The sequence below is a fragment of the Rhodanobacter sp. ANJX3 genome (assembly GCF_014200755.1).
Taxonomy (GTDB): domain Bacteria; phylum Pseudomonadota; class Gammaproteobacteria; order Xanthomonadales; family Rhodanobacteraceae; genus Rhodanobacter.
The window spans coordinates 37,076-62,673 of the sequence record NZ_JACHCM010000011.1; the positions used below are offsets into that span (position 1 = coordinate 37,076).

Consider the following 25,598-nt stretch of genomic DNA (forward strand, 5'->3'; position numbering starts at 1 on the left):
CTCAACGCTGCAGCCAGACGCGGATCATCGAGGCGAGTTTGTCGATGTCGATCGGTTTGGAAAGATAATCGCTGGCTCCGGCCTCGATGCATTTCTCGCGATCGCCGCGCATGGCCTTGGCGGTCAGCGCAATGATCGGCAGGCGGGTAAATTGCGTTTGCGCGCGGATCGCCCGAATGGTGTCGTAGCCGTCCATCACCGGCATCATGATATCCATCAGTACAAGTTCCGGCGCCTCGTCGTCGGCCAGCGCCTTCAGCGCCTTCTGGCCGTCCTGCGCCATCGTAACCGCCAGACCCCAGCTGCGCAGCACCTTGGACAGCGCAAACAGGTTGCGCATGTCGTCGTCCACCAGCAGTACCCGTCGGCCGGTCATTTCGGCGCTGGCCAGCGTGTTGCCGCCGTTCGCCAGATGCCGGGGCGCATGCTGGATGCTGTGCAGGAAGAGGCTGACCTCGTCCAGCAACCGCTCGGGCGAGCGAGCGCCCTTGATCACGATCGAATCGGTGTATTGCCGCAGCAGCAGGTTTTCCTCGCGGCTCAGATCGCGGCCGGAATACACCACGACCGGCGGCACGCCCTCGGCCGAGCCGGACAGGTGTTCGAGCAGCTGCAGTCCGGACATGCCGGGCAGGCCCAGATCCAGCACGATACAGTCGTAGCGCGTGGCGGCGGTTTTCTCCAGCGCTTCCTCGGCCGAGCCGGCTTCATCGATCAGCACGTTGTCGGCTCGTAGCATCGTTCGAACGGCCTTACGCGAGTCGGCCTCGTCGTCGACGATCAGCAGATGGCGCTGGTGACCCTCGGCAAAGTGCAGCAGCTTCTCGAAGGCCGCGCCGATCGACTCGCGGCTTACCGGCTTGGTGAGAAAGCCGACCGCGCCCAGCTCAAGCCCGCGCGGGGCTTCGTCGGTGGCGGAAATGAAATGCACGGGAATCGCGCGCGTGCCGGCATCGGTCTTGAGCCGGTCCATCACGGTCCAGCCGTCCATCATCGGCAGCATCACGTCCAGCAGAATGCCGGTGGGATGATGCTCACGGGCCAGCTGCAGGCCGTCTTCGCCATTGCTGGCTGCCAGTGCGCGATAGCCCTTGCGATGGATCATGTCGATCAGGATGCGGGTAAAGGCGGCATCGTCCTCGATCACCAGAATGCACGTCTGTCCTGGTTCGATCGCGCGGCGGTCGTCGTCGATGTTGTCCGGCCGTAGATGCTGATGCGCCGTGCCGCTGCGCACGAAGGGCGGTGCAGCGGTACGCGGAGCACGGTCGATCGCGTCGTCGGTGCGGTCGGGCGGCGTCTCCGGCAGCAGTATGGTGAAACAGCTGCCTCGGCCGGTTTCGCTTTGCAGCAGGATATCACCGCCCATCAGCACGCTCATCTTGCGCGAAATGGCCAGGCCGAGGCCGGTGCCGCCAAACTGCCGGCTGGTACTTGCATCGACCTGTTCGAACGCGTTGAAGATGTGCTGAAACTTGTCGGCCGGAATACCGATGCCCGAATCGGTGACGCTGATCGCGATCACCGACTGTCCGGCCAGGTCTTCCGGAACAGCCAGTTCCGCATCCGGACGTCCGATACGCACGGCAACGTTGCCCTTGGCGGTGAACTTGAACGCATTGCTCAGCAGGTTGTTGGCGATCTGTTCGAGCTTGGCGCCGTCGGTACGCAGAATCGCCGGAAGGTCCGGATCGATAACGATGGTGAAGCCGAGACTCTTCTTTTCCGCCACATGCGCGAACGTACGCATCAGCCGGTGCTGCAGGTCGGCCAGCGGAAGCTCGTCGATCATCAGCTCCATCTTGCCGGCCTCGATCTTGGAAAGGTCGAGGATGTCGTTGATCAGGTGCAGCAGGCTCGTGCCGGAGTCGTGGATGATTCGTGCCGATTCGATCTGCTCCTCGTCCAGATTGCCGGTGTCGTTGTCCGACAGGCTGCGCGACAGGATCAAAAGGCTGTTCAGCGGCGTGCGCAGCTCGTGCGACATGTTGGCCAGGAATTCCGATTTGTACTGGCTGGCGCGCGCCAGCTCCTGGGCCTTTTCCTCGGTTTCCACCTGAAGATCTTCCAGCACATGTTTCTGCCGGTTGAGACTGTCGGTCTTTTCGCGCAGCTCCTCGTTCGAGGCCTGCAGCTCTTCGGCCTGCACGCGCAGCTCTTCTTCGGAAGCGATCAAGCGCTCGGACTGCTCCTGGAGTTCGATCGTCTTGGCCTGCAGCGCCTCGTTGTTGTCGCGCAGAACTTCCCGCTGCTGGCGCATGACCAGTTCGGACAGGCGCAGTTCGTCGGCCTGTTCCTGCGTGCGCTCGAGCAGGTCCAGTGTGTTGACGGCGCGATTGAGGTTTTCCAGGGTTAGCGCCACGATCGGCAGCAATTCATCGAGCAATTGCTGATGCAGCGCATCGATGGCGGTAAAGCCGGCCATCTCGATCACACCGATCAGCCGGTCGCGAAACAGCACCGGCAGAATGGCGATGGTGTTGGGTAGCGCGGCGCCGCTGCCCGAATCGATGTGCACGTAGTTGGCCGGCACGTTGTCGACAAAAATCGGCTTGCGCTCAATGGCACATTGACCGACCAGACCTTCACCCGGCGTAAAACTTTCTGCGGAATGGGCGCCCAGGCGCAGGCCATAGCTGCCCAGCAGATCGAGTCGAAAGCGGGTTTCGTCGAACGAATAGAACAGACCCACCCCCATCTTGAACAACGGCGCCAGTTCGCTGGTCAGCCACTGGGCAAACTCGCGATGCGTGGTGGCTTCCTGCAGCCGGTGCGAAATGCTGCTGACCTGCGTCTTCAGCCACGTTTGCCCCTGCGTATCGATGGCCATCTGCTTGAACACCTGCAGACCGCGCGCGATCTTGCCGATCTCGTCCTGCCGGTTCAGTCGGCCAATCTCGAAGTCGTGATCGTGGTTCGACAGTCGTGCCATCAAATCGGTGAGCCGATGCAGCGGTCGCGTCACCAGTCGCGAGGTGAGCCGCACGATGGTGAAACCGAGCAGCAGCCCGAGCAATATCGCCGCCAGGTTGACCATGCGGGTGGTGCGCAGCGAGCTGTCCTGGCGCTGGGTGCGTTCGGCCAGCAGCTGGTTTTCCTCGTCGGCCATGCGGTCGAGCACGCCCTGCAGTTCCTCGAGGGTGACGGTGCGTTTTTCCAGATAGCTGGATTGGATGCGCTGGCGTTCCAGTACCGCCGCCGCCGTATCGACAGCGGCGAGCTGCGACAACGGGCCGAGCACGTTGAGAGTGAATTCCTGATGCCAGCGGGTCGCCATGGTCTCGATGGCGCCGACACGCGACTGCTGGATGGCATTGTCCGCGGTCAACCGGCGCAACCGAGCGAGGTCCACGTAGATGTCTTTGTTGCCACCGTCGAATATGGCGCGCTGATCCGCGCGTTGGTCCGCACGCTGGGACAGCAAGTAACCGCGCGCGCCGATCTGCTCGGTCTGCACTGCGCGGCGCACGTCAGCAATGGCCAGCATCACCTCGTAGGTATGATTGGTCCACTGGCGATAGACATGCTGCTCTCGCAGCGAGTTCATCGTGACCACGCAGATCAGTAGAAACAGCCCCAGCAGCAGGCCGATGCCGAGTGTGATCTTGCGCTGCAACGGCTGATTGACCAGCCATGATTGCTTCGATAGTGGCGTGGAAGTCTGTGGCATGCGCGGGCCGTCAGGGTTGATGGGCAATTCGGTGGCAGGCATCGGACGATGGGCCACGCAACAGAGTAGCCGTTGTCGCCGTTATGCCATAGCGGCGCGCTCTCGCCAGCTGTGTATGACAATAAGTCAGCGATGGCGTCGGAAAGGTACGATCGAACCGCGACGTAGCGCCACCGTCGCCAGGGCTGCGGTGAGCAGCGAGCACATCAGCAGCGCCACCACCGACGCTTCGGCGCCGAAAACGCCGCCGCTGAGCCACGCCGGGCCTATGCGATGGGAGACCAGCCAGCCATCGACCGTGCTACCGGAAACCGGGATGCCGTAGACCGTGCCCTGCATGATGTTCCATCCGGCATGCAGGCCCATGCATGCCCATAGCGAGCGGGTGACGTGGTACAGCAGGGCCAGCATCACCCCGGCTTCGACGGCGATGGCTGCCGAACTCCACAGCGTGGCACCCGGGTTGAAGCTATGCGCGCCGCCGAAAAACAGCGCCGAGACCGCAACGGCGATCCACGTGCCACAGCCTTCCTCCATGCTGCGAAACAGCACGCCGCGCATCACGATTTCCTCGCCGATGCCGGCGCCAACGCCGGCTACCAGCAGCTGCGGCAGCCAGTTCACCTGCGGATTGGTGCCGGTCACGTGATAGACGCCGAGCAGCCACAGCGCGCCGACGATGGTCGTGAACAGTGCCGCCCCCGTCACCAGGCCACCGACGCCGAAAGTGGGCAAAGTCGCCAGCGACCATTCACGCATGCGCCGCCGCTCGATCCGCTTGACCAGAACGAGATAGGCGATGACTGTCGGCAACAGTTGCAGGCTCAGCGTGACCAGCGCCAGTTTCAACGGCGACGCGGTTTTCGGGGTCCAGCCAAGCATCCCCAGCGCGAGGTGAATGACGACGCCGACGCCGAGCAGCATCGCCGCGAAGAAGGCGATTCGCGCTGCCGCCGAAAACACCAGCCAGCGCTGCCAGCGCGGCGCATCGGGCGGGGTGACGAAGGCGAGCGAAGCGGCTTGCATGGCAATTCCCGGTGATGGTCGTTACGTCGCTCGAACGTCCGCCGCGCGGGCTTTGTCTGCAACTTTGCCGCAGATCAACCGCAGCGCTTAGGCAACCACCGACGCGGCGTGCTCGCGCGTATTGACAAAACGCACCTGCGGCCAGCGCTCCTGTGCCAGCTGCAGGTTGACGCGCGTCGGCGCGATGTAGACCAGCTCGCCGGCGCCGTCGATGGCGAGGTTCATCGCGTTCTTCTCGCGGAATTCGGCCAGCACCTTTTCGTCGTCGCAGTGCACCCAGCGCGCGGTGGTGACGGTGACCGGTTCGAAGCTGGCGTCGACGTTGTATTCGTCTTTCAGCCGATACGCCACCACATCGAACTGCAGCACGCCCACCGCACCCAGGATCAGGTCGTTGCTCATCAGCGGCCGGAAGAACTGGGTGGCGCCTTCCTCGCTGAGCTGGGCCAGACCTTTCTGCAGCGCCTTCATCTTCAGCGGATCGCGCAGGCGCGCGCGGCGAAAAAGCTCCGGCGCAAAGTTCGGGATGCCGGTGAAGTTGACCGACTCGCCTTCGGTGAACGTGTCGCCGATGGTGATGGTGCCATGGTTGTGCAGGCCGATCACGTCGCCGGGGTAGGCGGTTTCGACGATCTCGCGGTCGCTGGCCATGAAGGTCAGCGCGTTGGCGATGCGAACCTCCTTGTTGGTGCGGGTCTGCATCATTTTCATGCCGGCGGTATAGGTGCCCGAGCAGACGCGCATGAAGGCGACGCGATCGCGGTGCGCTGGATCCATGTTCGCCTGGATCTTGAAGACGAAGCCGCTGAGTTTTTCCTCCTCCGGCTCGACCTCGCGCGTGAGCGTGGCGCGCGGGCGTGGCGAGGGTGCGTTCTCGACGAAGAAATCCAGCAGCAGCTGCACGCCGAAATTGTTCACTGCCGAGCCGAAAAACACCGGTGTCTGCCGACCGGCGAGATATTCGTCCATATCGAACGAAGGCGCGGCGCCTTGCACCAGTTCGAGCTCGTCGCGCAGCTCGCGCATCGCCTCGTCGCCGATCTTTTCCAGCAGGCCGGGTGCGTCGAGGCCTTTGAAGATGGTCGAGTCCTGGCGGGTGAAATTCTTGCCCGGCTCGAACACGTGAACTTCGTCCAGCAGCAGGTGATATACGCCCTTCAGGCGCTTGCCCATGCCGATCGGCCAGGTCAGCGGCGCGCAGGCGATGCCCAGCACCGATTCCACTTCGTCCAGCAGTTCGATCGGCGAGCGGCCTTCGCGGTCGAGCTTGTTGATGAAGGTCATGATCGGTGTGTCGCGCAGCCGGCAGACCTCCATCAGCTTGATCGTGCGTTCTTCCACGCCCTTGGCGCAGTCGATCACCATCAGTGCCGAATCCACCGCGGTCAGCACGCGATAGGTGTCTTCGGAAAAGTCCGCATGGCCCGGCGTATCAAGCAGGTTGACGATCTTGCCCTCGTATGGAAATTGCATCACCGACGAGGTCACCGAAATGCCGCGCTCTTTTTCCAGGGCCATCCAGTCCGACGTGGCGTGGCGTGCGGCCTTGCGGCCCTTGACCGAGCCGGCCATCTGGATCGCGCCGCCGAACAGCAGCAGCTTTTCCGTCAGCGTGGTCTTGCCCGCGTCAGGATGGCTGACGATGGCAAACGTGCGGCGGCGGCGGGTTTCTTGAAGATGCGAAGACATGCGGGCGGGTCGGCTGGAGCGTCAACCCGTAATGATACCGCGGATCGGCCGCGCGCCCGTTCCGCTCGTAGGTTGGCGGTGAGCGCAGCGAACCCCAACGTGACGGAATATACGGCGTTGGGGTTCGCTGTGGTCATCGCCAACCTACGTGGGCAACGTGTTATTCGGCGGCGTTGATGGCACAAATCCACCTCACAACTTGTAATTTACGCCGAACAGTACCGTGCGCCCGTAGGTGTCGTATTCGAGCGGGCTGGACAGGGAAACGCCGTTAGGCAGGTTTGAAACCTGCACGGTGGTGTCCGGAGTGTTGGTGAGGTTGTTGACCTGCAGCAGCAGTGACAGGCCGCTCCAGCGGCCTTCGGTGAAGTCGTAGCCGAGCTGCAAGTCGGTTTGCTTGTTGGGCAGGATCTTCGTGTAGCCAAGCTGGTCGAACAGCGCCACAGCTTCGCCGGTGAACGACGACCGGTATCGCTCGGCAATGCGCACGGAGAATCCATGTTTTTCGTAATACAGCTGCAGGTTGGCCACCTTGCGCGACAGGCCTGGCAGGGTGCTCGGGCTGCCGGGAATGGACGAGATCGCGTTGGTGGGAATGGAGCTGTTTGTGAGCGAGAAGTTGGCCTGCGCCCCAAAACCATCCAGCGCATGCGCGATCAGACCGCCTTCCAGCGCGCCGGATAATTCCAGCCCCTGCATGCGCCCACCGGTGCCGTTTTCCGGTCGGGTGAACGCGCCGAAATTGCTGGTCGGCGTGAGCGTGGGAGTGTCGTTGACGTAGTTGGAAAAGTCGTAATTCAGCGTGGTCTGGTTGTAGATGTAGTTGAGGAGATTCTTGTTGAACACCGCTACCGCCACGTAGCTGGACGTGCCGAAGTATTTTTCCCACGACAGGTCGGTGCCGACCGCGATATACGGCAGCAGCTTCGGGTTGCCGCCGCTTCCGGACCACAGCACCTGACCCGTGCCGGGGCCGTCGGTTACAACGGCTACGCCCGCCGACGTGGCCACCTTCTCGTCGTCGATGCGACCGCGCGCCATCGTCTTGGCCAGGCCAAATCGCAGGTATTGCTGATCGCCTAGCTCGGCGACCAGGTTCAGGCTGGGAAGCGCCTTGGTATAACTGGCCCCGCCATCGATGCGGCCGACCAGGGTGTCGCCATCGGTCTGCAGCGCTTCCGACGACTGGTCGGTATGCACGACCTGCACACCGGCGTTGCCGCGCAGCGGGATACTTCCCAGCGAGGTGTCGATGTTGAATTTGAGGTAGCCCAGCGGCACCTTTTCTTCCACCGAGTAGTTGCGGCTGAAGTCGCCCTGGCCGTTGCGCTGGGTCAGATAAAACTGGCTGCCCAGCGCGTCGAGCACGTTGTAGTTGAGGATGCCGGGTATGCCGCCGTAGCCCAGCGACGTGGGGCCCAGCAGATAAGCCGGGTCGATCGGCACGCTGAAGTTGTGGTTGTAAGTGGCGTCATCGGAACCGTTGCCGTTGAGCCACGCGAAAAACACATTGGCCTGCTTCACCTTGATGCGATCGGAGTAGTCCACGCCGAGATTCATGCTGTCGAAGATCCAGCCGAGCTGTCGCGTGGCTTCGAGGCGGATGGCCTTGATCGAATCCTTCTGCTGATCAAACTCCTCGCGGCCGTTGTAGCCGTAATTGTCCGGATCGGTGAACACCACCGTGCCGGGGGCGGCCAGATTCACCGCCGGACGAAAATCCGGATAGCCGTTGTCGGCCGGCGTGTTGAAGTCCACGCTGGTGAACGCGCCGTCCGGCAGGCCGGCGAACAGGTAGGCATCCTGCAGTTTTTTCTTGGCGCTGGAATAGGAGAGATCGGCCGTGCCGGACCAGTCGCCGCCGAACTCGAACTGGTTGTTCCAGCCGGCGGAGAAGAGCTTGTCGCGTTCCTTGGTGTAGTCGTTCTGCAGAATCGGCGCGATGTTGGTCATCGAGCCCGAGGTGACGACAGGATAAGGTTGCGCCTGCGTCAATCCGACGTTGCTGTAGCTGTGTGGGACAGTGTCGTACGGGCTGCTCGACCACTGCGCGTCATTGCTGTAAGTGCGTTGGCGGAAGGCGGAGTAGTAAAGATCCAGCGTGGAGTGGTATGCCTTGCTCGGCGCCCATTCAAGTACCGTTATCAACCCGTTGCGTTGCTGGCTCTCTGACTTGGCACGCAGGGCCATGCCTTCCTGCGACAGCACGTTGTCCGGTATGCCTGGCGTATGCGGGTAGTTGTAGTTCTGCTCAATGCCGGCGGGGCCGTTGTCGACGCTCCAGTACCAAGCCTGATACTGCTTTTCCTGGATCGGCGAATCGAGCTGCGCGAATCCCACGGCAACGCCGAGCGTGTGGTCGAAAAACTGGTCGATGTAGGAGAAGCTGGCCCGATGCCCCGTATCGCCGACGCCGCTGCCTGGATTGAGGTTGCCGTTGGAGGTGGACTCACCGCGAAGGTTCGCCGAAATGGTCCGGTTCGGCAGGTCCAGCGGTTTGATCGTGTGCAGATCGACGGTGCCGGACAGGCCCTGGCCGATCAGGCTGGCGTCGGGCGTCTTATAGACGGCCACGCCGCTGATCAGCTCGGATGGATACTGGTCGTATTCCACGCCGCGGTTTTCGCCGATGGTGGCCTGCTCGCGTCCGTTGAGCGTGGTGCCGGCAAAGTCGGGCGACAGGCCGCGAATCGAGATCTGGTTGGCGCGACCGTCGACGCGCTGCGTGGCCAAGCCGGGCAGGCGGGCGAGACTTTCGGCAATGCTGGAATCAGGCAGCTTGCCGATATCTTCCGCCGAGATCGCTTCGATGATGTCATCGGAAAACTGCTTGGCCTTGATCGAATTCTCGATGCTGGCCCGAATGCCGGTGACCACGACAGTGTCCAGCGTGCTGGCCAAGTCCTCTGGTTTGGCGGCGGGCTTGACCGGTTTTGCCGCTGCCGTTTTAGTGTCCTTGGCGTCTTTATTTGCGGTCGCCGCAGCAGGCTTCGGGTCCTGGCGGCCTTGCGCTGTCGCCGCTGAATCCTGCGCCGAGACGGCCTGGTTGGCCGCGGCCATCAGCAAAGCCAGCGCGCATGTGCTGGCGGCGAGCCTCTGGCGTCGGCCCTGCGGTGCCCGCGTGTGTGCGAACGGCGTCCGCCTAAAATCGTTCATGCAGCTTCCCTACCCTGGAATACATCGCGCCATCACTTGGCGTCCTTTTTTGAGCCGCTACCCGACGGCGCCGGCAATATGCCGGTGAGGTCGTAGGTTTCGTGTCCCCTTCGCCGAGCATGAACGAAAGAAATTGCCGCTGTCATCATGCGATGCAGCACCGACAAGAGCAGACCCCGGTGCCGCGCCCAAAGTTTTAATCATTCCAGGTGTCGCATCACGTCGACCGCGGTCAAAAAAACCCGAGGATCGCTCCCCGGGTTCTTTGATTTCGCGCTGACGGTGAGGGCAGCGCGCTATGAAAGCGAAGCTTACTTCGCTTCCTTCTCCATCAGCTTCTCGACCATGCTGGCCGGCACTTCTTCGTAATGATCGAAGATCATGGTGAAGTTGCCGCGGCCGCTGGTGGCCGAACGCAGGAAGTTGATGTAGCCGAACATTTCCGACAGCGGCACAAAGCCCTGCACGAAGGCCGACATGCCCTTCTGGCCCTGGTCGGAGATGCTGCCGCGACGACGGTTGATGTCGCCGATGACGTCGCCGAGATAGGTCGCTTCGGTGACCACTTCCAGGGCCATGATCGGCTCGAGCAGCTTCGGTTTGGACATCTTCTGTGCCTCGCGGAAGCAGGCGCGCGCGGCAATTTCGAAGGCTAGCGCCGAGGAGTCGACGTCATGGTACTTGCCGTCGATCAGGCGCGCCTTGAAATCCAGCACTTCGTAGCCGGCTACCTGGCCCTGGCGCGACTCGACTTCGATTGCGTGCTGCACGGCCGGGATGTACTCGCGCGGGATGCGGCCACCGACCACTTCGTCGGAGAACACCACGCCCGAGCCGGACTCGCCTGGCTCGAAGATGATCTTCACTTCGGCGAACTGGCCCGAACCACCGGACTGCTTCTTGTGGGTGTAGGTGTGCTCAACGGTCTGGCCGAACGCTTCGCGGAAGCTGACCTTCGGCTTGCCCATGTTGGCGTCTACGCCCAGCTCGGTACGCATGCGATCCAGGGTGATTTCCAGATGCAGCTCACCCATGCCCTTGAGCACGGTCTGGCCGGTTTCCTTGTCGACTTCCATGCGCAGCGACGGATCGGCCTTGACCATCTTGTAGAGCGCAGTGGACATCTTGTCGACGTCGTTGCGCGTCTTCGGCTCGACCGACACGCTGATCACGGGGTCCGGGAAGCGCATGCGCTCGAGCAGGGCCGGGTGCGCCGGATCGCTCAGCGAGTCGCCTGTCTCGGTGTCCTTCATCGAGACGAACGCGCAGATGTCGCCGGCGCGCACTTCGTCGATTTCCTTGGTCGCATTGGCCTGCACTTCCACGATACGACCCACGCGCTCTTTCTTGCCGCGGGTGACGTTCTGCAGCGTGTCGCCCTTCTTGATCACGCCCGAGTAGACGCGGCAGAAGGTGAGGGTGCCGAACTGGTCGTTGATGACCTTGAACGCCAGCGCGCGTGCCGGTGCGTCGTCGCGCACTTCCTGTTCGCCGATGACGTTACCGTCCTCGTCGACCATCGAGATGCCGCCGTTCTCGCCCGGGTAGGGCATGTAGTCGACCACGGCGTCCAGCAGCTGCTGCACACCCTTATTTTTGTACGAGGAGCCGCAGAACACGGGCACCAGCTTGCCGGTGACGCAGCCCTTGCGGATGCACTCCTTCAGCACCTTCGGATCGTGCTCGCCGGTGTTGATGAGCTGCTCGAACGCGTCGTCGTCCATTGCCAGCGCGGTTTCCAGCATTTCTTCGCGCAGCTTCGGCAGCTGATCGATCCAGTCGTTGTCGACGGTGGAACCGAACTTCAGGCGGGCCTTCGCTTCTTCAAAGGAAACGGTTTCCCATTTGCTGTCCTTGTCGTCCGACGCCCAGATATAGGCCACGTTGGCAACCAGGTCGGCCATGCCGCAGAACTCGTCGCTGCTGCCCAGTGGAATCTGGCACAGCAGGGCCGGCGCGCCGAGGCGCTCGCGGATGCCCTTGACGCAGTGCGCGAAGCTGGCGCCGATGCGATCCATCTTGTTGATGTAGCAGACGCGCGGCACGTTGTACTGGTCGGCCAGGCGCCAGTTGGTTTCGGTCTGCGGTTCCACGCCGGCCACGCCGTCGAACACCACCACGGCGCCGTCGAGCACGCGCAGCGAACGGTTCACTTCGATGGTGAAGTCCACGTGTCCCGGGGTGTCGATCACGTTGATCTGGTGACCCTTCCACTCGGTCGACACGGCGGCCGACTGAATGGTGATGCCACGCTTGCGCTCCTGCTCGAGGTAGTCGGTCGTGGTCGAGCCCTTGCCGTCTTTCGTGTCGTGCACGTCGACGATCTGGTGCTTCTTGCCGGTGTAGTACAGAACACGCTCGGTCGTCGTGGTCTTGCCCGCATCGATATGCGCAATGATGCCGATGTTGCGATAAAGGGTGAGTGGTTTGTTTCTGGCCATGACCTGGTTTCCGAAATGTCGAGCGTGGTTGGATGAGTAATCGTTGGGTATATAACGTCGATCGGCGGGCCGCACGGGGCCGTCCGCCTTGCGGCCGCGCTTCATAGGGCGTGCCTTGAACCCGGTTCAAAGGCATCGCCGGCGAAGATCGGCAGCGGCTAACTCATGATTTTAGCGTGTTTTCGGGTCCGAGTTGTGATTCGGCCGATTTTCATGCGCACCCGCACTCGCCGCGCCGTGCTGGGGCAGGGTTTGCGGCTCGCGATGAGCGCCGTCGGTTGGGTGGAATAGGGGCTTCGTCAGCCCTGAATGGCTGTCCGAGAACCCGGGGTGGCGTGGTGGTTTACCGCTGCGACCCGCGCGCCGGAAACGGCACGACCTGGGCCGATGCCGATCCGGGCTGATGCCAGTACGGCGTAGCTGGCCACTGGCCGTCAAAATTGACGCCGCTGGTCAGCGCCTGGCCGACCTGGCCCCGGTCCAGATGCGGCGCGAACTGCGCCACGAACTCCAGCGCTTGCTCGCGCAGCGGACTCTCACGCCGCAGCACGATCCAGGTAGTGCAGGTCGGGAACAGGTGATCGGCCGGCAGCGCGCGCAGGTGCTCCGCGTCCGACGGCTGCAGCGCCATCTCGGCCAGAATGCCTACACCCATGCCGGCGTGGACGTAGGTTTTGATCAGGTCGGCGTCGCCGGCGGTCATGGCGATCTGCGGGTGCAGGCCCGCCGTCTCGAAGATCTGCCGCAGCGACGAATCCGCTTTCAGCGACGAGTCGTAGCTGATCAGCGGCACGCCGGCCAGTTCCGCCAGGGTCAACGGCCGCGTCAGCTGGGCAAAGGCGTGTTCGCGCGGCACCAGGGCGACGCGATGCCAGCGGTAGGCCGGCAGCGCCAGGCCGTTGGTTTTCGGCGGCCCGCCCGACGTGCTGACGATGGCGATATCGGCGCCGTCGCTGTCCAGCACGTCGAGCAGCAGGGCATCGGCCGTCGGCTGAAGGTGCACGCTCAGGTTGGGAAAGCGCTGGCTCAGCGCGCCGATCGTTGCAGGCAGGGCGAAGCGCGCCTGGGTGTGCGTAGTGGCGATGCGCAGCATGGTGCGCGTCACCCCATGCATGGTGGCGACCACCGAGCGGATCGAATCCACTTCGGCAAGGATCATGCGGGCGCTTTCCAGCACGCGGCCACCGACATGGGTCAGGCTTTCCAGGTTGCGCCCGCGCCGGTTGAACATCGGAAAGCCGAGTTCTTCCTCCAGGTGACGCAGGTGCTTGCTCAGCCCGGGCTGGGTGGCATGCACGCGCTCGGCAGCGAGGGAGATATTGAGTCCGCAATCGACGATCGCGACGAGGTGGCGCAGCTGGGTCAGGGTCATGGCTTGTTCGCAATGCGTGTTGGGGGCTGGCTGGGATCCGGTTGAGGAGAAGACGCTACCCCCGCGAACATCGCCCGTTCTTGCCGCATGGCGAACCAGTGCAAAGCGCGCCGCTAGCCCCGGCGGGAGCCACAAAGATGTTGGGCTGCACAATAAATGTCATATGGACGTCTATACATCCATAATGAATGACGAGTCAAGCGCGCATTTCATGCCGGTCGCGGATAATCGCGCCAGCAAGTAGCCGGAATCTATGGTGGCGACGTCACGTATTCGTGCTTCGTGCCCGTATGCGCATCGAAGATTTGCCGATGCTGCCGGTACGACCAGTGATCGCTGCGTCGGTAGTAACCGGCGACCCATGTCTGAAGTTTTTCCAGCATCGCATCCTGTGCTTCCTTCGAGGCGTACTTGTGCGGTTCCCACGGGCGCCGCCGGTTGTTGGCCAGACAGGTCTGGAGCCCCGGATTGAGAAACACCAGCCGGTCGCAGCGCATCGCTGCAGCCGATACGAGCTCTCCGTAGCAGCCTTCGATGACCCAGCGCGAATGAGCATCGAGGAAAGCTTTCAGTGAGCGATCAATCGCGGTGGACGAACGCGGCACGGCGATCTGTCCGGGCTCCCATACGATCGTGTCCAGATCCAGATGAGCCAGCGCGTGCTGCTTGGCCATCGCCTTCGCGTACGTGCTTTTGCCGGAGCCGGAATTGCCGAAGATCAGAATTTTCATGACTTGCGTGTTGGCGAAATTCGTACGTGCTGCCGCGCAGATTCAATCGGCATGCTGCGAGAAATGGGCTGCCGCGCATGCCAGAGATTCGCAACGAAAAATGCGCTGCCGAGCAACGATACGAAGGCACCCGCATCGCCGAGCCAGGGGGCTGCGGCGGGCAGCACCCGCTCCAGTGCGACGGCGAATATTCCGATCGAAGAGCACACAAATCCGAGGCCAGTACGTTTGTCATGCTTCCGGAAACTGGCGATACCGGTGATAAGACAGACCAGCACAACGGCTAATTCCATGTAGAAGTGAGGCATCGTCAGCTCCTGGCAGCGTAGTTATGCGGCGTTCGTCGACACCAGCAGATCTTCGTAGAACGCGCCGAACGGCTCGCTGGGATGCGCGATCTGGATTTCCAGAATCCACAGTCCGCTCGTCGGCGAGGCCTCCAGCGCGCCGAGGTCGCCGCCCTTGTGAATCGCGTGGGGAAAATCGCTGACGCGATGACCCTTGACGGCGTGATTGAGCCGGTAGCCCATCGCCTCGGCACGTTCGTCGGCATATGCGTATAGCGCCTGGCCGCTCAATCCTCGATTTCGCCAAGTGTCGGCCACTTCGTGGAACAGCGCGCGCGCCGCTTCGGCGCAGGCCTGGCGCTGTGGCGCGTCGCCCACCACAAACGTGTCGCCGACATCGCCCTCATGACCATCGAACACCAGGCCGAGGTCGATGAAGTAGCTGTCGTTCTCGCCCAGGCGTACGGCGGGGTCGGATGCTTGCCGATACGTTTTGGTGGTATTCGGGCCGATACGGATCAGTACCGGGTGCCAAAGTCGTTCCATGCCCAGCTTGCGAAAGACTTCGGCCGCCTCCAGCGCGGCCTCGTCTTCGGAGATGCCTGTGCGCATGCGGGCGCGAATGCCGTGCAGCGCTGCCCAGCTTTTGTCGCGGGCGAGCTGCATCCGTTCGATGTCGTAGCGTTTGCCGACGGCTTCGCGCGCTGTAGCAGGCATGCTGTCGAAACCCAGGGAGAGTTGCTGACGGAGTGACACGATCAGCCCAAATGCAAAAGCAGTAAAGCGATCAGCGCGGGTAGCGCCTGAATCCACAGAATCTTCCGGCTGGCCGTGAGGCCGCCGAAGATGCCGGCCACCAGTACGCAGACGAGAAAGAATGTTTTTACACCAAAGCCGGCGACGCCGAGGCTCAGGCCCCAGATCAGCCCCGCCGCGAGGAAGCCGTTGTACAGGCCTTGATTGGCCGCCAGCGTTTTGGACGCTTCGGCAAACTCCGCGGTGAGGCCGAAGGCGCGGCGGCCGGCTGGTTTGGTCCACAGAAACATTTCCAGGATGAGGAAATACACGTGGAGCAGCGCAATGATGGCGATGACGACAGTGGCGACGACGGACATGAGCTTCCCCGGGTGGCGACGTCCGCCGGCGGTTGCGGCGGTGATCGTGTCGGCCAGTGTCGCAGCCGGATCAGCCCATCGCAAATTCGCCGTTCAGTGGCTCAGTGTGGAACTGCATCGATAGGTAGGAGGGCCGGTGGAACCACGTCCACCGGCATAGCCAGCTGCCGCAGCCAGCGATAGTGCGACGCGATGCCCGCGGCAAAGCTGCGATGCGTGCGATAAGTGATGCCATATTCTCGACAGGTGGCCTCGACTACGCGCGCTACGGCCGGGTAATGCACGTGCGAAATGCGCGGAAACAGATGGTGCTCGATCTGGAAATTGAGCCCGCCGATCAGCCAGCTCAGCACGCGGCTGTCGCGCGAAAAATCCACCGTGGTCTCCAGTTGGTGGATCGCCCACGGCGTGTCCATCTGCCGGCTCTGGGCGTTCGGTGCGGGAAAGTCGGCTTCCTCGACCACGTGCGCCATCTGGAAAACCAGCGCCAGCAGCACACCGGCCACGGCCGAGGTGGTCGTGTAGAACAGCAGCACCGCGCCGATCGAATGGAGCATCAGCGGCAGTCCGAAGGCGAGCGTAAAAAACACCAGCTTGCCGATCACGAAGCCCACCAGGTCCCAGCCATGCGGTCGATCGAACGGGCGCTCGCCGACTCTGCCGGTAATCATGTCGCGGAAGTCGCCATAGACATGCCAGCGAATGGCGGTGACGCCGTAGAGTACCCATAGATACAGGTGCTGCCAGCGGTGCCAGGGACGCCATGGCTGTTCGGGCGACAGTCGTCCCAGCACGCCCAGATCGATATCGCTGTCGTGCCCGGCCACATTGACCCAAGTGTGGTGAAAGCGTGCGTGCTTCCACTGCCAGATATACGAGCTGCCGCCGACCAGATCCAGGGTCAGCGCCATCAGTCGGTTGATCCAGCGCCGATCCGAATACGCCTGATGGCCGCCGTCATGCATCACGTTGAAGCCGATGCCGGCAACGGTGCTGCCGAGCACCGTACTGATCGCCAGAGCCAGCCATCCATTGGTCGCGAAAAACACCAGCGCAATGTAGCTGGCGGCAAACATGGCCAGGATGACGGCGGTTTTCAGATACATGGCCGCACTGTCGCGCTGGCGGGTGCCGCTGTGCTTGAACTGCGCGTCGACGCGTCGACGCAGTTCGCGATGAAAGCGGTTGTCGCCGTTGAACTTCAGGCGTTCGGACAGGGCGTCGGGTAACGGCGCCGCGGCGGCCGTCCTGCGATGCGATAAATCGAAGGACATGGGCAGCCAGACGAGTGATGTGATTGCCAGCCTAGCTCATTCGCGGTTATGCGCGCGTTGTGGGGCCTTTCGACGACAGGGGCGGCTAAACAGCCGCCTTGAACGTCACGACCAGCACGTCGCGATGCGCCGGCTTGGTCGGATCGAACGGCGTCACCGCGGTTACGCCGTGGCTGACCTTGGCGTCGTCGACCAGGGCCGCGTCCAGCGGGTGGGTAAGCGTGAAGCTGCCGAGCAGATTGCCGCTGCCGCCGTGGATGGTCGTGATGCCGCTTTCGATATTGGTGCGGTCGATCAGCAGCACCAGCACGTAGTCCACACCGTCACGATGCACGCCTTCGGGCGTGGGTTCGCCTGCTTCGCCAATGGTAGCCTCGATGCGGAACTGGTGTACCTCGACGTGCCAGTGCGCCACGCGCGGCGCCAGCGAGCCGAACAGCGCGTGGCTGAACGCAAGAATGCGGCCAAAGCTGGGGCCGTCGGTGATCTTCGGCCGGATCGGCACGAACCAGCGCTCGATGCCGCCCTGCAGCTTGTTGTGCTGCAGGGTCTGCACGTGCGGCTGCTGTGGGTTGCGGGTGATGCCGCCGTCGGCGTCGATGGTGAACGTGGCATGGCGGCGGCGACGCTTGCGCCCCTTGGCGGCCAGATAGGCGTCGGGCGCCAGATCGTTCCAGCTTTCGGTAAATGTCTGCCAGTCTTCCAGCGAGCGGGGATCGCCCAGCAACCCATCCATGGTCTCGGCGCCGAGGAAGGCAAAGCCCTCGCCTTGCAGCCGGGCGTGCAGGGCGGACAGATCGGATTGAGTAGTCATGCTCTTACGTTACCAGCAGCCAAGGCTATGCAGATATTCGGGTCGGCCATAGCTTGGGCTTCATCCGCCAGGAAACGCGGCATCCAGCCACGCCGGCACAGGAATATTTTTTTCGCGCAGAAAGTTGGGGTTGAACAATTTCGCCTGGTAGCGTGTGCCGGCGTCGCAGAGAATCGTCACCACGGTGTGGCCTGGGCCCAGCTCGCGCGCAAGCCGAATCGCGCCGGCCACGTTGACGCCGCTGGAGCCGCCCACGCACCAGCCTTCGTCGTGCAGCAGCCGATGCGCCAGCGGAACCGATTCGTCATCCGGGATGGACCAGGCCAGATCGATCGGCGCGCCGTCGAAGTTGGCGGTAACGCGGCTGGAGCCGATGCCCTCGCTGATGGAATGGCCGCTGGCGATCAGTTCGCCGGTATTGACGTAGTTCGCCAGCGCCGAGCCGGCCGGATCGGCTAGGGCGATGCGCACTTGCGGCTTGCGCGCTTTCAACGCGCGACCCACGCCCGCCAGCGTGCCGCCGGTACCCGACGCGCAGACGAAGCCGTCGACTCGGCCATGCGTTTGCTCCCAGATCTCGGTGCCGGTAGTGACCTCGTGGAAATCGCGGTTGGCGGTGTTGTCGAACTGGTTGGCGAACCAGGCGTTGCCGGGATCCGCCGCGTTCATGGCCTCGGCGTGCGCGCGGGCTTGGTGGGCGTAGTGGCCGGGATCCTTATACGGCACGGCGGGCACCAGCCGCACTTCGGCGCCGGTGAGGCGCAGCGCGTCGATCTTTTCGCGGCTCTGCGTTTCGGGCATGAAGATGACGGTGCGATAGCCGAGGCTGGCGCCCAGCAGGCCCAGGCCGATGCCGGTATTGCCGGCCGTGCCCTCGACGACGGTGCCCCCGGCGCGGATCAGCCGACGATCGCGCGCGTCCTGCAGCAGGCCCAGCGCGGTCCGATCCTTGATCGAGCCGCCCGGATTCATCAGCTCCGCCTTCGCAAGCACCTCACAGCCGGTGAGTTCCGAGGCATGACGCAGGCGCAGTAGCGGGGTGCGGCCGATGGCGCTGGCGAAGTCGGTGTGATGGCTCATGGGTAGTTTTCGCCACTGGCTGAAGTCAGAAGCCAAGTCTAGAGCGAATTGGTCTGATCAAAGGCGATCGGGCCGCCGGTGTAGCGGATTGCCGCCAGGATGGCGTCGGTCGCCGGTTCAACGCGGCTGCGCATTGGCGTAAAACGATGTTTCTCGATTTTGGTGGCGGTCGACGGTTTATACGTTTAGATGTTTAGACGTCTATTGACAATAAAAATCTCAGCCTTTACTGTCGACTCACTCATCGAGACCGGCTGAGGGACAGGCCCATTGAAGCCGGGGCAACCTGCGGAATGTTTTCGCAACGGTGCTAATTCCTGCGGAAGCGCCATCTAGCGCCAATCCGGAAGATGGGCGTCATGTCTCTCGCAGCGCTTTGCTGTCGATCCTACGCATGACGACCTCTCCGGCCCTTCGCAGGACGATGCCGACCGGAGAGACCGAATGACCTGTTCGCCCGAAGCCCTTGCCGCCTCCAGCACCAGCGCCGCGATCGACGCGATACTGGCACCGCTGCGCCACCGCCCCAGCCTGACCGTTCGGCGCAGCATGCGCCGCGTCACGCTGACCCCGAAATACGGCAGCGACGCGGTCGAAGTCGACGTGCGCTATGCGTGGACGGGGGCGCCGGATGCGCCCACGCTGATCGTGCAGGGCGGTATTTCGGCCGATCGCGATGTGGTGACGCTGGATCGCGGTGCCGCACCGGGTTGGTGGCAGCCGCTGGTCGGCGCCGGTGCCGCCATCGATTTGAATCAATGGCGCGTACTGTCGATCGACTGGCTGAGCCCGGCCGAACTGGGCACGAATGCCATCTCCAGCGAGGATCAGGCCGACGCCCTGGCCGCGCTGCTGCAGTCGCTGAACGTGCCGCAGGCGCACGCCTTTATCGGTTCATCCTATGGCGCCATGGTGGGTCTGGCGTTTGCCGCGCGTCATCCGCATGGGGTCGATCGACTGGTGCTGCTGGCCGGGGCGCATCGGCCGCACCCGCTGGCCACCGCCCAGCGCAGTGTGCAGCGCGGCATCGTGCGCATGGGTCAGGCCAGCGGGCAGGTGAACGAGGCGCTGTCGCTGGCGCGTCAGCTGGCGATGACCACGTACCGCGGCAGCACCGAGTTCGGCAAGCGCTTCGCCGGTGGTCCGGAGTTTCGCGACGGCCGCTTCCATTTTCCGGTCGAGGATTATCTGGAGCACGCCGGCCGCCGCTTCGTCGAACACTTCGACGCGGATCGCTTCCTGGCGCTGTCCGAATCGATCGACCTGCATGACATCGCGCCGGAGCTGGTGCCCGTGCGCTCGACCCTGATCGGCTTTCCGTCCGACCGGCTGGTGCCGTTGTCCGACCTGTGCGAGCTGCAGAGTCGGCTGCACGGTTCGGCCACGCTGGAAGTGGTCGATTCGCCGTACGGCCATGATGCCTTTCTGAAAGAGCCCGAACAGCTCGCGCCGCTGCTGCGCGGCGCGCTGAATTAATCGATGCGGCCTGATCGACTCAAGCCTCTCTTGCATCAACAACACATCAAACGGTTCCGGAGACTTCCATGAGCAAGTGCACCCCTTGTACCACCGCCGTGCGTGCCGGCATCGAAACCGATACCCAGCACGGTGCGGTAGTGCCTGCGCTGCATTTGTCGAGCAACTACAGCTTCGAGGGCTTCGGTCGCAAGCGCGCTTACGACTATTCGCGCAGCGGCAACCCGACCCGCGATCTTCTCGGCAACGCGCTGGCCGAGCTGGAGCAGGGTGCCGGTGCGGTGGTGACCTCCAGCGGCATGTCGGCGGTTGCGCTGGTGCTGGAGCTGGTACCGGCCGGCGGCCATGTGTTGGCGGCACACGACTGCTACGGCGGTACCTGGCGCCTGCTCGATGCCTGGGCAAAAAAGGGCCGTTTCACAGTGGATTTCGTCGACCTGACGGACAGCACCGCGTTGGTCGCCGGCCTCGCCAAGAAGCCGGCGCTGGTGTGGGTGGAGACACCGTCCAACCCGCTGCTGCGCATCACCGATATCCGCCACGTGGCGCAGGCCACCCATGCCGCCGGCGCGCTGCTGGTCGTCGACAACACGTTTCTTTCGCCCGCGCTGCAGCAGCCGCTACTGCTCGGTGCGGACGTGGTCGTGCATTCGACCACCAAGTACATCAATGGCCATAGCGACGTGGTCGGCGGTGCGGCGGTAGCCAAGGACGCCGCCGTCTACGATCAGCTGAAATGGTGGGCCAACTGCAATGGGCTCACCGGCGCGCCGTTCGACAGTTACCTCACCTTGCGCGGCCTGCGCACGCTGGCCGTTCGTCTGCGTCAGCATCAGGAAAACGCCGAGCGCATCGCCAGCCATCTGGACGGCCATGCGGCCGTACGCAAAGTCTATTACCCGGGCCTGAAAAACCACATGGGCCACGCGCTTGCGTCGCGCCAGCAGCAGGGTTTTGGCGCCATGCTCAGCTTCGAGCTGGAAGGCGACGTGAGCCAGATCGAGGCCTTCGTCAACGGGCTGGAATATTTCTCGCTGGCCGAATCGCTGGGCGGCGTCGAGAGCCTGGTCGCGCATCCTGCCTCGATGACGCATGCGTCGATGGCCCCCGAGGCTCGCCACGCTGCCGGCATTGCCGACAGTCTGCTGCGCCTCTCGGTCGGTATCGAGGACGGCGACGATCTGCTGCGCGATATCGATGCCGGGCTGACCCGCGCACATGCGCTGGCAGCCAAAACCGCCCGGGCTGCCGCTGCCGGCCGGGTCCACGCATGAGTTCGGCGGTCGTCGCGCCTGCCGCCCCGCTGAAATCGCCGGCACCTTCTGCGTCGGTATTCGCGACAGGCATTGTGCTGCTGGGTACGGGCGTGGTGGGCGGTGCCCTGCTCAAGCTGCTCAACACGCCGGCAGCGGCGAGCATTCGACTCGTCGGTGCGGCGAACTCGCGTCGCCAGTACACCGAGGCGGCAAGCCTCGCCAGTAAGACATTGCGCGAGCAGTTGAACACTGGCGGTGATCCGCGCGATGACGCGCTGCTGCTGGCGGCTCTCGATGCTTGCGATGCCAGACACAAGGTGATTGTCGATGCCACGGCCAACGCCGCGCTGGCGTCACGCCACGCCGAATGGCTGGGACGCGGCTATCACGTCGTCACCGCCAACAAGGCGCTGGCCGGCGGCGAGCTGTCTGGCTGGCGCGCGCTGCAGGCCGCGACCGCGCACGGAGCGCGCTACGGCGATTCGGCGACCGTCGGTGCCGGCCTGCCGGTGCTCTCGACGCTGCGTCGCTTGCGCCAGTGCGGCGACAGCCTGCTCACGCTGGAAGGCGTGTTCTCCGGTTCGCTGTCGTGGCTGTTCAATCAGTACGACGGCAGCCAGCCGTTTTCCGCCCTGCTGCTGGAAGCGCGCCGGCTCGGCTATACCGAGCCCGATCCGCGTTCCGATCTTTCCGGCGACGACGTCGCGCGCAAGCTGCTGATCATCGCGCGCAATGCCGGCTTTGCGCTGGGCGTCGACGAGGTCCAGGTCGACAGCCTAGTGCCTGAAACGCTGCGGGCGATATCGGCCGAGCAGTTTCTCGCACGGCTGACCGAGCTGGACCAGCCGCTGGCCGCTCGCTACGCCGAAGCGACATCCAAGGGTAACGTGCTGCGCTTCCTCGCGCGGCTCAACCAGCGCGGCAAGGCCCGGGTCGGCATCGCCGAAGTACCGGCCACGCATCCCGCGGCTAGGCTCTACGGCACCGATAACCAGTTCGCCCTCACCACGCTGCGCTACAACACCCAGCCGCTGGTGATCCAGGGGCCGGGCGCCGGGCCGGAAGTCACGGCGCAGGCGCTGCTTGGCGACGTTCTCGCACTTTGCTGATTTGTAGGCTGGCGGTGAGCGCAACAAATCCCAACTTCGTAACTTCCATACCTTGGGGTTACAAGCTGTCACTGCGGCTTGCCCTTCGGGCCATTCGCTTCGCGAATGTTCGTTTCGGCATCCTGCCTCCACAGTCGCTGCGCTCACCGCCAACCTACGGCACCGCGGGGTTATCTCACCTGCAACGGGCCGACCGTTACGGTGCCGATCAAACCCTGAAAGGCCTTGTCGGCTTCCGCGTGTAACTGAGCGACCACAGTGTTGGCGTCCTCGGGAAACGGCGAATATCCCCGGAGGTAAATGATTCCTCCAGTATTGGCGGCATCTTCCAGCGGGGCAATTTCATGATTGAACCGGCGCATGGCGCGTAAGCCGGCAACTTTATCGCCGTACGTCGACTGCATTTTTTTCAGCAGCGCGTCGGAGGCCTGAATGTCCTGTTCGCTGCTTTTGGCGCGAGCGATGGCGTAGGATCTTTGATGGTCAAAATCGTTTCTTTCGGCCGCCAGGGCAAGCCAAGCCAGTGCCAGCGGACGGTTTGCCGGAATGCCCTGCATATCGCCATTGAAATACATCAGGCCCAGTGCAAACTGTGCGTCCTTGCTGGCCCAATAGGCCGCCTCCTCGAGTTCCGAGGCTCCGTGCTGGTTGTGACCGTTCTGGAAATAGTAGCGAGCTTCGCAGGCGTAGTAGTCGCCGGGAAGAATCTGTTCCAGGCCTCTGTTGCAGTTGTTGATCTTTTCATCCACTGGCACGGCCTGCGTCGCAGCCGGGGACTCGGCCAAGGCGGCAGGGACGGACCCGAAGACATTGAGTCCGAGCAAAACCAGCGCGACTTTCATCGATGGTTTCACGCCGATCTCCGTTGATTGTGGGTTTGTGAGATAGGCGAGCCATCGAGAAAGTGATCGGCGCATCCCGTCATACAACTGCAAACGTATGACTCGACATGTTGTTTACTCTGGGTCGGGATCGCTGCCTCATTCACACTGAAGAGACGCCGCTCAATCGTTGTGCGCTTCCTCACGCGCTTCTTCGATGGATGGCGTGCGCCAGCCGGACTTTACGCCCCACAGAAAAAACACCAGGCCGATCACGGCGACCACGGCCAGATCCCAGCCGAAGGGGATGTAGTCCAGGCCGCCGAATTTGACGCTGCCGATGCGCGACACGCCCGCCAGGGCGATCAGATAAAACACCAGCCACCAGGCGCCTTTCATCTGTCGGCCGAAATCGTGGAAGCCGCTCTTATACTGGTAGTAGAGATAGATCGGCAACGCCACCACGATCAGCAGGATGATCTTGCCGGTAAGCGGCCATTTGGCCCAGTACAGCAGCTCGGCCGACATGATGAAGGCGATGCCGGCGATGATCGGCAGGCCCGTCAGCCGGAACGGGCGATGCAATTCGGGTGCCGTGCGGCGCAACGTCATCACGCTCACCGGGCCGGTCAGGTAGGAGATGATGGTGGCCACCGAAATCACCGCCGCCAGCGAGTCCCAGCCGCGGAAAAAAAACAGGAACAGGAACGACACCACCAGGTTCAGCCACATCGCCGGGCGCGGCACGCCGGATTTCGGATGCACATGGCCGAGAATTTTCGGCAGGGTGCCATTGCGCTCCATGCCGTAGATCATGCGGGCGGTGGTGGCGGTGTAGGTCATGCCGGTGCCGCTCGGGCTGACGAAGGCGTCGGCGTACAGCAGAATCGCCAGCCAGTTGAGATTGACGATGATCGCCAGCTCGGCGAACGGCGAGCTGAAGCTGATGCCGTGCCAGCCGGCCTTGGCCAGCATCGCCTGCGGCACCGAGCCGAGATAGGCCACCTGCAGCAGCACATAGACCACGGTAGCGATCAGGATGGCGCCGACGATGGCAAAGGGAATGCTCTTGCCGGGGTTGCGTGCCTCACCGGCCAGATTGACCGGACTCTGAAACCCGTTGAAGGCGAATACGATGCCGGCGGTGGCGACGGCCGTGAGGATCGCCGCGAAATCGTTGGTGTGGTTGCCGCCGTTGATGCCGACGGAAAGATTTTCGCTATGGAAGCCGCTGGCAATCAGCGCGACGCCGGTGGCTGCCGGAATGATCAGCTTGATCACGGTGATCACGGTGTTGGAGTGCGCAAACAGCTTCACGCTCCAGAAGTTCAGCAGGAAGTACATGATCACCAGCACGGCGGCGATGCCGAGGCCGGTATGACTGAGTTCGCCCTTGCCGGCCGTCACGTGATACAGATCCTGAGCCCAGCCCCATTTCCAGCCCGACATGTACTGCACCGAGGCCTCCGCCTCGACCGGAATCACCGAGACGATCGCGATCCAGTTGGCCCAGCCCGCGATAAAACCGACCAGCGAGCCGTGCGAGTAATGGCCGTAACGCACCATGCCGCCGGATTCGGGAAACATCGCGCCCAGTTCGGCGTACGTCAGCGCGATCGTCATGATGATCGCCGCACCCAGCACCCACGCCCAGATCGCGCCGGGGCCGGCCAGCTTGGCCGCGTTCCATGCGCCGAACAGCCAGCCCGAGCCGATGATCGAACCCAGGCCGGTCAGCATCAGGGCAAACGGGCCGACGTCGCGGCGAATCGAACTGGATGAGGACATAGAGTCTCCTGGATACGGTGCGAAAGGTGGTCGCCATCCCCGACGGCGCAATTGTTCGATGATGACAGAGGGGGTAGGGACTGTCAGCCCGAGGCACGTTCATACCGCGTCGCGCGGGGAATACATCGGTTCGGCACGATAGGCGAACGGATCGGGCGAATCAGCCTGTCGGTCGGGATGGCTTGGGCAGCGTATCGGTCGGTGGTTCGCCGTCCTCGCGCCTCAGCACTCGATCACGTTGACGGCCAAGCCGCCGCGCGAGGTCGAGGCTGGATCGACATGCGTTGAAGCGCATGTCGATTCGGGCGAGGGTGAGCCGTGAACCGGCGAACGGTGAAATGGTCAAGCCGTCCTCGCGCCTCAGCACTCGATCACGTTGACGGCCAAGCCGCCGCGCGAGGTCGAGGCTGGATCGACATGCGTTGAAGCGCATGTCGATTCGGGCGAGGGTGAGCCGTGAACCGGCGAACGGTGAAATGGCCAAGCCGTCCTC

At 63.2% G+C, this 25,598-nt stretch carries 19 protein-coding genes and 1 riboswitch; of the genes, 3 read left to right on the forward strand and 16 right to left on the reverse strand.

Annotated elements, in window-relative coordinates; translation table 11 throughout:
- Position 1: 1 nt before the first annotated feature.
- The 13 genes from HDE76_RS19535 to HDE76_RS19595 all read right to left on the reverse strand — a co-directional run bounded on the left by HDE76_RS19535 (position 2) and on the right by HDE76_RS19595 (position 18,655).
- Positions 2-3,670 carry a response regulator gene (locus HDE76_RS19535; RefSeq protein WP_184510035.1) on the reverse strand — a complete coding sequence of 1,223 codons (3,669 nt, stop codon included), beginning with the start codon at positions 3,668-3,670 and terminating at the stop codon, positions 2-4.
- A gap of 126 nt (positions 3,671-3,796) precedes the next feature.
- A complete protein-coding gene (locus HDE76_RS19540; RefSeq protein ID WP_184510037.1) occupies positions 3,797-4,696 on the reverse strand; it encodes a type II CAAX endopeptidase family protein in 900 nt (299 codons plus the stop codon).
- Between the two features lie 87 nt (positions 4,697-4,783).
- Positions 4,784-6,385 carry a peptide chain release factor 3 gene (locus HDE76_RS19545; RefSeq protein ID WP_184510039.1) on the reverse strand — a complete coding sequence of 534 codons (1,602 nt, stop codon included), beginning with the start codon at positions 6,383-6,385 and terminating at the stop codon, positions 4,784-4,786.
- 192 nt (positions 6,386-6,577) lie between these two features.
- Entirely contained in the window at positions 6,578-9,541 is a 2,964-nt protein-coding gene (locus HDE76_RS19550) for a TonB-dependent receptor (protein ID WP_184510042.1), read from the reverse strand.
- Positions 9,542-9,852: 311 nt separating this feature from the next.
- The gene (gene fusA / locus HDE76_RS19555) at positions 9,853-11,982 is read right to left on the reverse strand and encodes an elongation factor G (protein WP_179482388.1); all 2,130 of its coding nucleotides are present in this window, start codon (positions 11,980-11,982) and stop codon (positions 9,853-9,855) included.
- Positions 11,983-12,325: 343 nt separating this feature from the next.
- Positions 12,326-13,354: a LysR substrate-binding domain-containing protein gene (locus HDE76_RS19560; protein WP_179482386.1), complete on the reverse strand. Its 1,029-nt coding sequence runs from the start codon at positions 13,352-13,354 to the stop codon at positions 12,326-12,328.
- Between the two features lie 251 nt (positions 13,355-13,605).
- Positions 13,606-14,085, reverse strand: a complete 480-nt coding sequence (locus HDE76_RS19565; RefSeq protein ID WP_179482384.1) for a shikimate kinase — start codon at positions 14,083-14,085, stop codon at positions 13,606-13,608.
- A complete protein-coding gene (locus HDE76_RS19570) occupies positions 14,082-14,393 on the reverse strand; it encodes a hypothetical protein (protein ID WP_179482382.1) in 312 nt (103 codons plus the stop codon). The genes HDE76_RS19565 and HDE76_RS19570 overlap by 4 nt, the downstream gene beginning before the upstream one ends.
- 21 nt (positions 14,394-14,414) lie before the next feature.
- On the reverse strand, positions 14,415-15,089 hold the full coding sequence (locus HDE76_RS19575) for a M24 family metallopeptidase (protein WP_179482380.1): 675 nt from the start codon (positions 15,087-15,089) through the stop codon (positions 14,415-14,417).
- 41 nt (positions 15,090-15,130) lie between these two features.
- Positions 15,131-15,487, reverse strand: coding sequence for a DUF1304 domain-containing protein (locus HDE76_RS19580; protein ID WP_179482378.1), 357 nt, complete (start codon positions 15,485-15,487; stop codon positions 15,131-15,133).
- Between the two features lie 101 nt (positions 15,488-15,588).
- Entirely contained in the window at positions 15,589-16,761 is a 1,173-nt protein-coding gene (locus HDE76_RS19585) for an acyl-CoA desaturase (protein ID WP_184510044.1), read from the reverse strand.
- 85 nt (positions 16,762-16,846) lie between these two features.
- Positions 16,847-17,575, reverse strand: coding sequence for a 2OG-Fe dioxygenase family protein (locus HDE76_RS19590; protein WP_179482374.1), 729 nt, complete (start codon positions 17,573-17,575; stop codon positions 16,847-16,849).
- 60 nt (positions 17,576-17,635) lie between these two features.
- The gene (locus HDE76_RS19595) at positions 17,636-18,655 is read right to left on the reverse strand and encodes a cysteine synthase A (RefSeq protein WP_179482372.1); all 1,020 of its coding nucleotides are present in this window, start codon (positions 18,653-18,655) and stop codon (positions 17,636-17,638) included.
- A gap of 238 nt (positions 18,656-18,893) precedes the next feature.
- Positions 18,894-19,012: riboswitch (SAM riboswitch) on the forward strand.
- 87 nt (positions 19,013-19,099) lie between these two features.
- Between HDE76_RS19595 and HDE76_RS19600 the strand changes: the two genes are divergently transcribed.
- The 3 genes from HDE76_RS19600 (at position 19,100) to HDE76_RS19610 (ending at position 22,496) form a co-directional block, all read left to right on the forward strand.
- Positions 19,100-20,131, forward strand: a complete 1,032-nt coding sequence (locus HDE76_RS19600) for a homoserine O-succinyltransferase (protein ID WP_184510046.1) — start codon at positions 19,100-19,102, stop codon at positions 20,129-20,131.
- A 68-nt stretch (positions 20,132-20,199) separates the two neighbouring features.
- Complete coding sequence (metB, locus tag HDE76_RS19605) at positions 20,200-21,405, forward strand: cystathionine gamma-synthase (RefSeq protein ID WP_184510048.1); 1,206 nt, start codon at positions 20,200-20,202, stop codon at positions 21,403-21,405.
- On the forward strand, positions 21,402-22,496 hold the full coding sequence (locus tag HDE76_RS19610; RefSeq protein WP_184510050.1) for a homoserine dehydrogenase: 1,095 nt from the start codon (positions 21,402-21,404) through the stop codon (positions 22,494-22,496). The genes metB and HDE76_RS19610 overlap by 4 nt, the downstream gene beginning before the upstream one ends.
- A 170-nt stretch (positions 22,497-22,666) precedes the next feature.
- Here HDE76_RS19610 and HDE76_RS19615 read toward each other — a convergent pair whose 3' ends face one another.
- The 3 genes from HDE76_RS19615 to HDE76_RS19625 all read right to left on the reverse strand — a co-directional run bounded on the left by HDE76_RS19615 (position 22,667) and on the right by HDE76_RS19625 (position 25,589).
- Positions 22,667-23,350, reverse strand: coding sequence for an SEL1-like repeat protein (locus HDE76_RS19615; RefSeq protein ID WP_184510053.1), 684 nt, complete (start codon positions 23,348-23,350; stop codon positions 22,667-22,669).
- Between the two features lie 150 nt (positions 23,351-23,500).
- Positions 23,501-25,105 carry an APC family permease gene (locus tag HDE76_RS19620; RefSeq protein WP_179482363.1) on the reverse strand — a complete coding sequence of 535 codons (1,605 nt, stop codon included), beginning with the start codon at positions 25,103-25,105 and terminating at the stop codon, positions 23,501-23,503.
- Positions 25,106-25,265: 160 nt separating this feature from the next.
- Positions 25,266-25,589 (reverse strand): hypothetical protein, encoded by a 324-nt coding sequence (locus HDE76_RS19625; protein WP_184510055.1) that lies wholly within the window; start codon positions 25,587-25,589, stop codon positions 25,266-25,268.
- Between the last annotated feature and the right edge of the window lie 9 nt (positions 25,590-25,598).

Coding starts and splice junctions, on each gene's coding strand:
- HDE76_RS19540 (WP_184510037.1), bottom strand. CDS start 4,696: ATGCAAGCCGCTTCGCTCGCCTTCGTCACCCCGCCCGATGCGCCGCGC.
- HDE76_RS19585 (WP_184510044.1), bottom strand. CDS start 16,761: ATGTCCTTCGATTTATCGCATCGCAGGACGGCCGCCGCGGCGCCGTTA.
- HDE76_RS19565 (WP_179482384.1), bottom strand. CDS start 14,085: ATGAAAATTCTGATCTTCGGCAATTCCGGCTCCGGCAAAAGCACGTAC.
- metB (WP_184510048.1), top strand. CDS start 20,200: ATGAGCAAGTGCACCCCTTGTACCACCGCCGTGCGTGCCGGCATCGAA.
- HDE76_RS19610 (WP_184510050.1), top strand. CDS start 21,402: ATGAGTTCGGCGGTCGTCGCGCCTGCCGCCCCGCTGAAATCGCCGGCA.
- HDE76_RS19545 (WP_184510039.1), bottom strand. CDS start 6,385: ATGTCTTCGCATCTTCAAGAAACCCGCCGCCGCCGCACGTTTGCCATC.
- HDE76_RS19570 (WP_179482382.1), bottom strand. CDS start 14,393: ATGCCTCACTTCTACATGGAATTAGCCGTTGTGCTGGTCTGTCTTATC.
- HDE76_RS19550 (WP_184510042.1), bottom strand. CDS start 9,541: ATGAACGATTTTAGGCGGACGCCGTTCGCACACACGCGGGCACCGCAG.
- HDE76_RS19595 (WP_179482372.1), bottom strand. CDS start 18,655: ATGAGCCATCACACCGACTTCGCCAGCGCCATCGGCCGCACCCCGCTA.
- HDE76_RS19600 (WP_184510046.1), top strand. CDS start 19,100: ATGACCTGTTCGCCCGAAGCCCTTGCCGCCTCCAGCACCAGCGCCGCG.
- HDE76_RS19560 (WP_179482386.1), bottom strand. CDS start 13,354: ATGACCCTGACCCAGCTGCGCCACCTCGTCGCGATCGTCGATTGCGGA.
- HDE76_RS19535 (WP_184510035.1), bottom strand. CDS start 3,670: ATGCCACAGACTTCCACGCCACTATCGAAGCAATCATGGCTGGTCAAT.
- HDE76_RS19590 (WP_179482374.1), bottom strand. CDS start 17,575: ATGACTACTCAATCCGATCTGTCCGCCCTGCACGCCCGGCTGCAAGGC.
- HDE76_RS19580 (WP_179482378.1), bottom strand. CDS start 15,487: ATGTCCGTCGTCGCCACTGTCGTCATCGCCATCATTGCGCTGCTCCAC.
- HDE76_RS19575 (WP_179482380.1), bottom strand. CDS start 15,089: ATGCCTGCTACAGCGCGCGAAGCCGTCGGCAAACGCTACGACATCGAA.
- HDE76_RS19620 (WP_179482363.1), bottom strand. CDS start 25,105: ATGTCCTCATCCAGTTCGATTCGCCGCGACGTCGGCCCGTTTGCCCTG.
- fusA (WP_179482388.1), bottom strand. CDS start 11,982: ATGGCCAGAAACAAACCACTCACCCTTTATCGCAACATCGGCATCATT.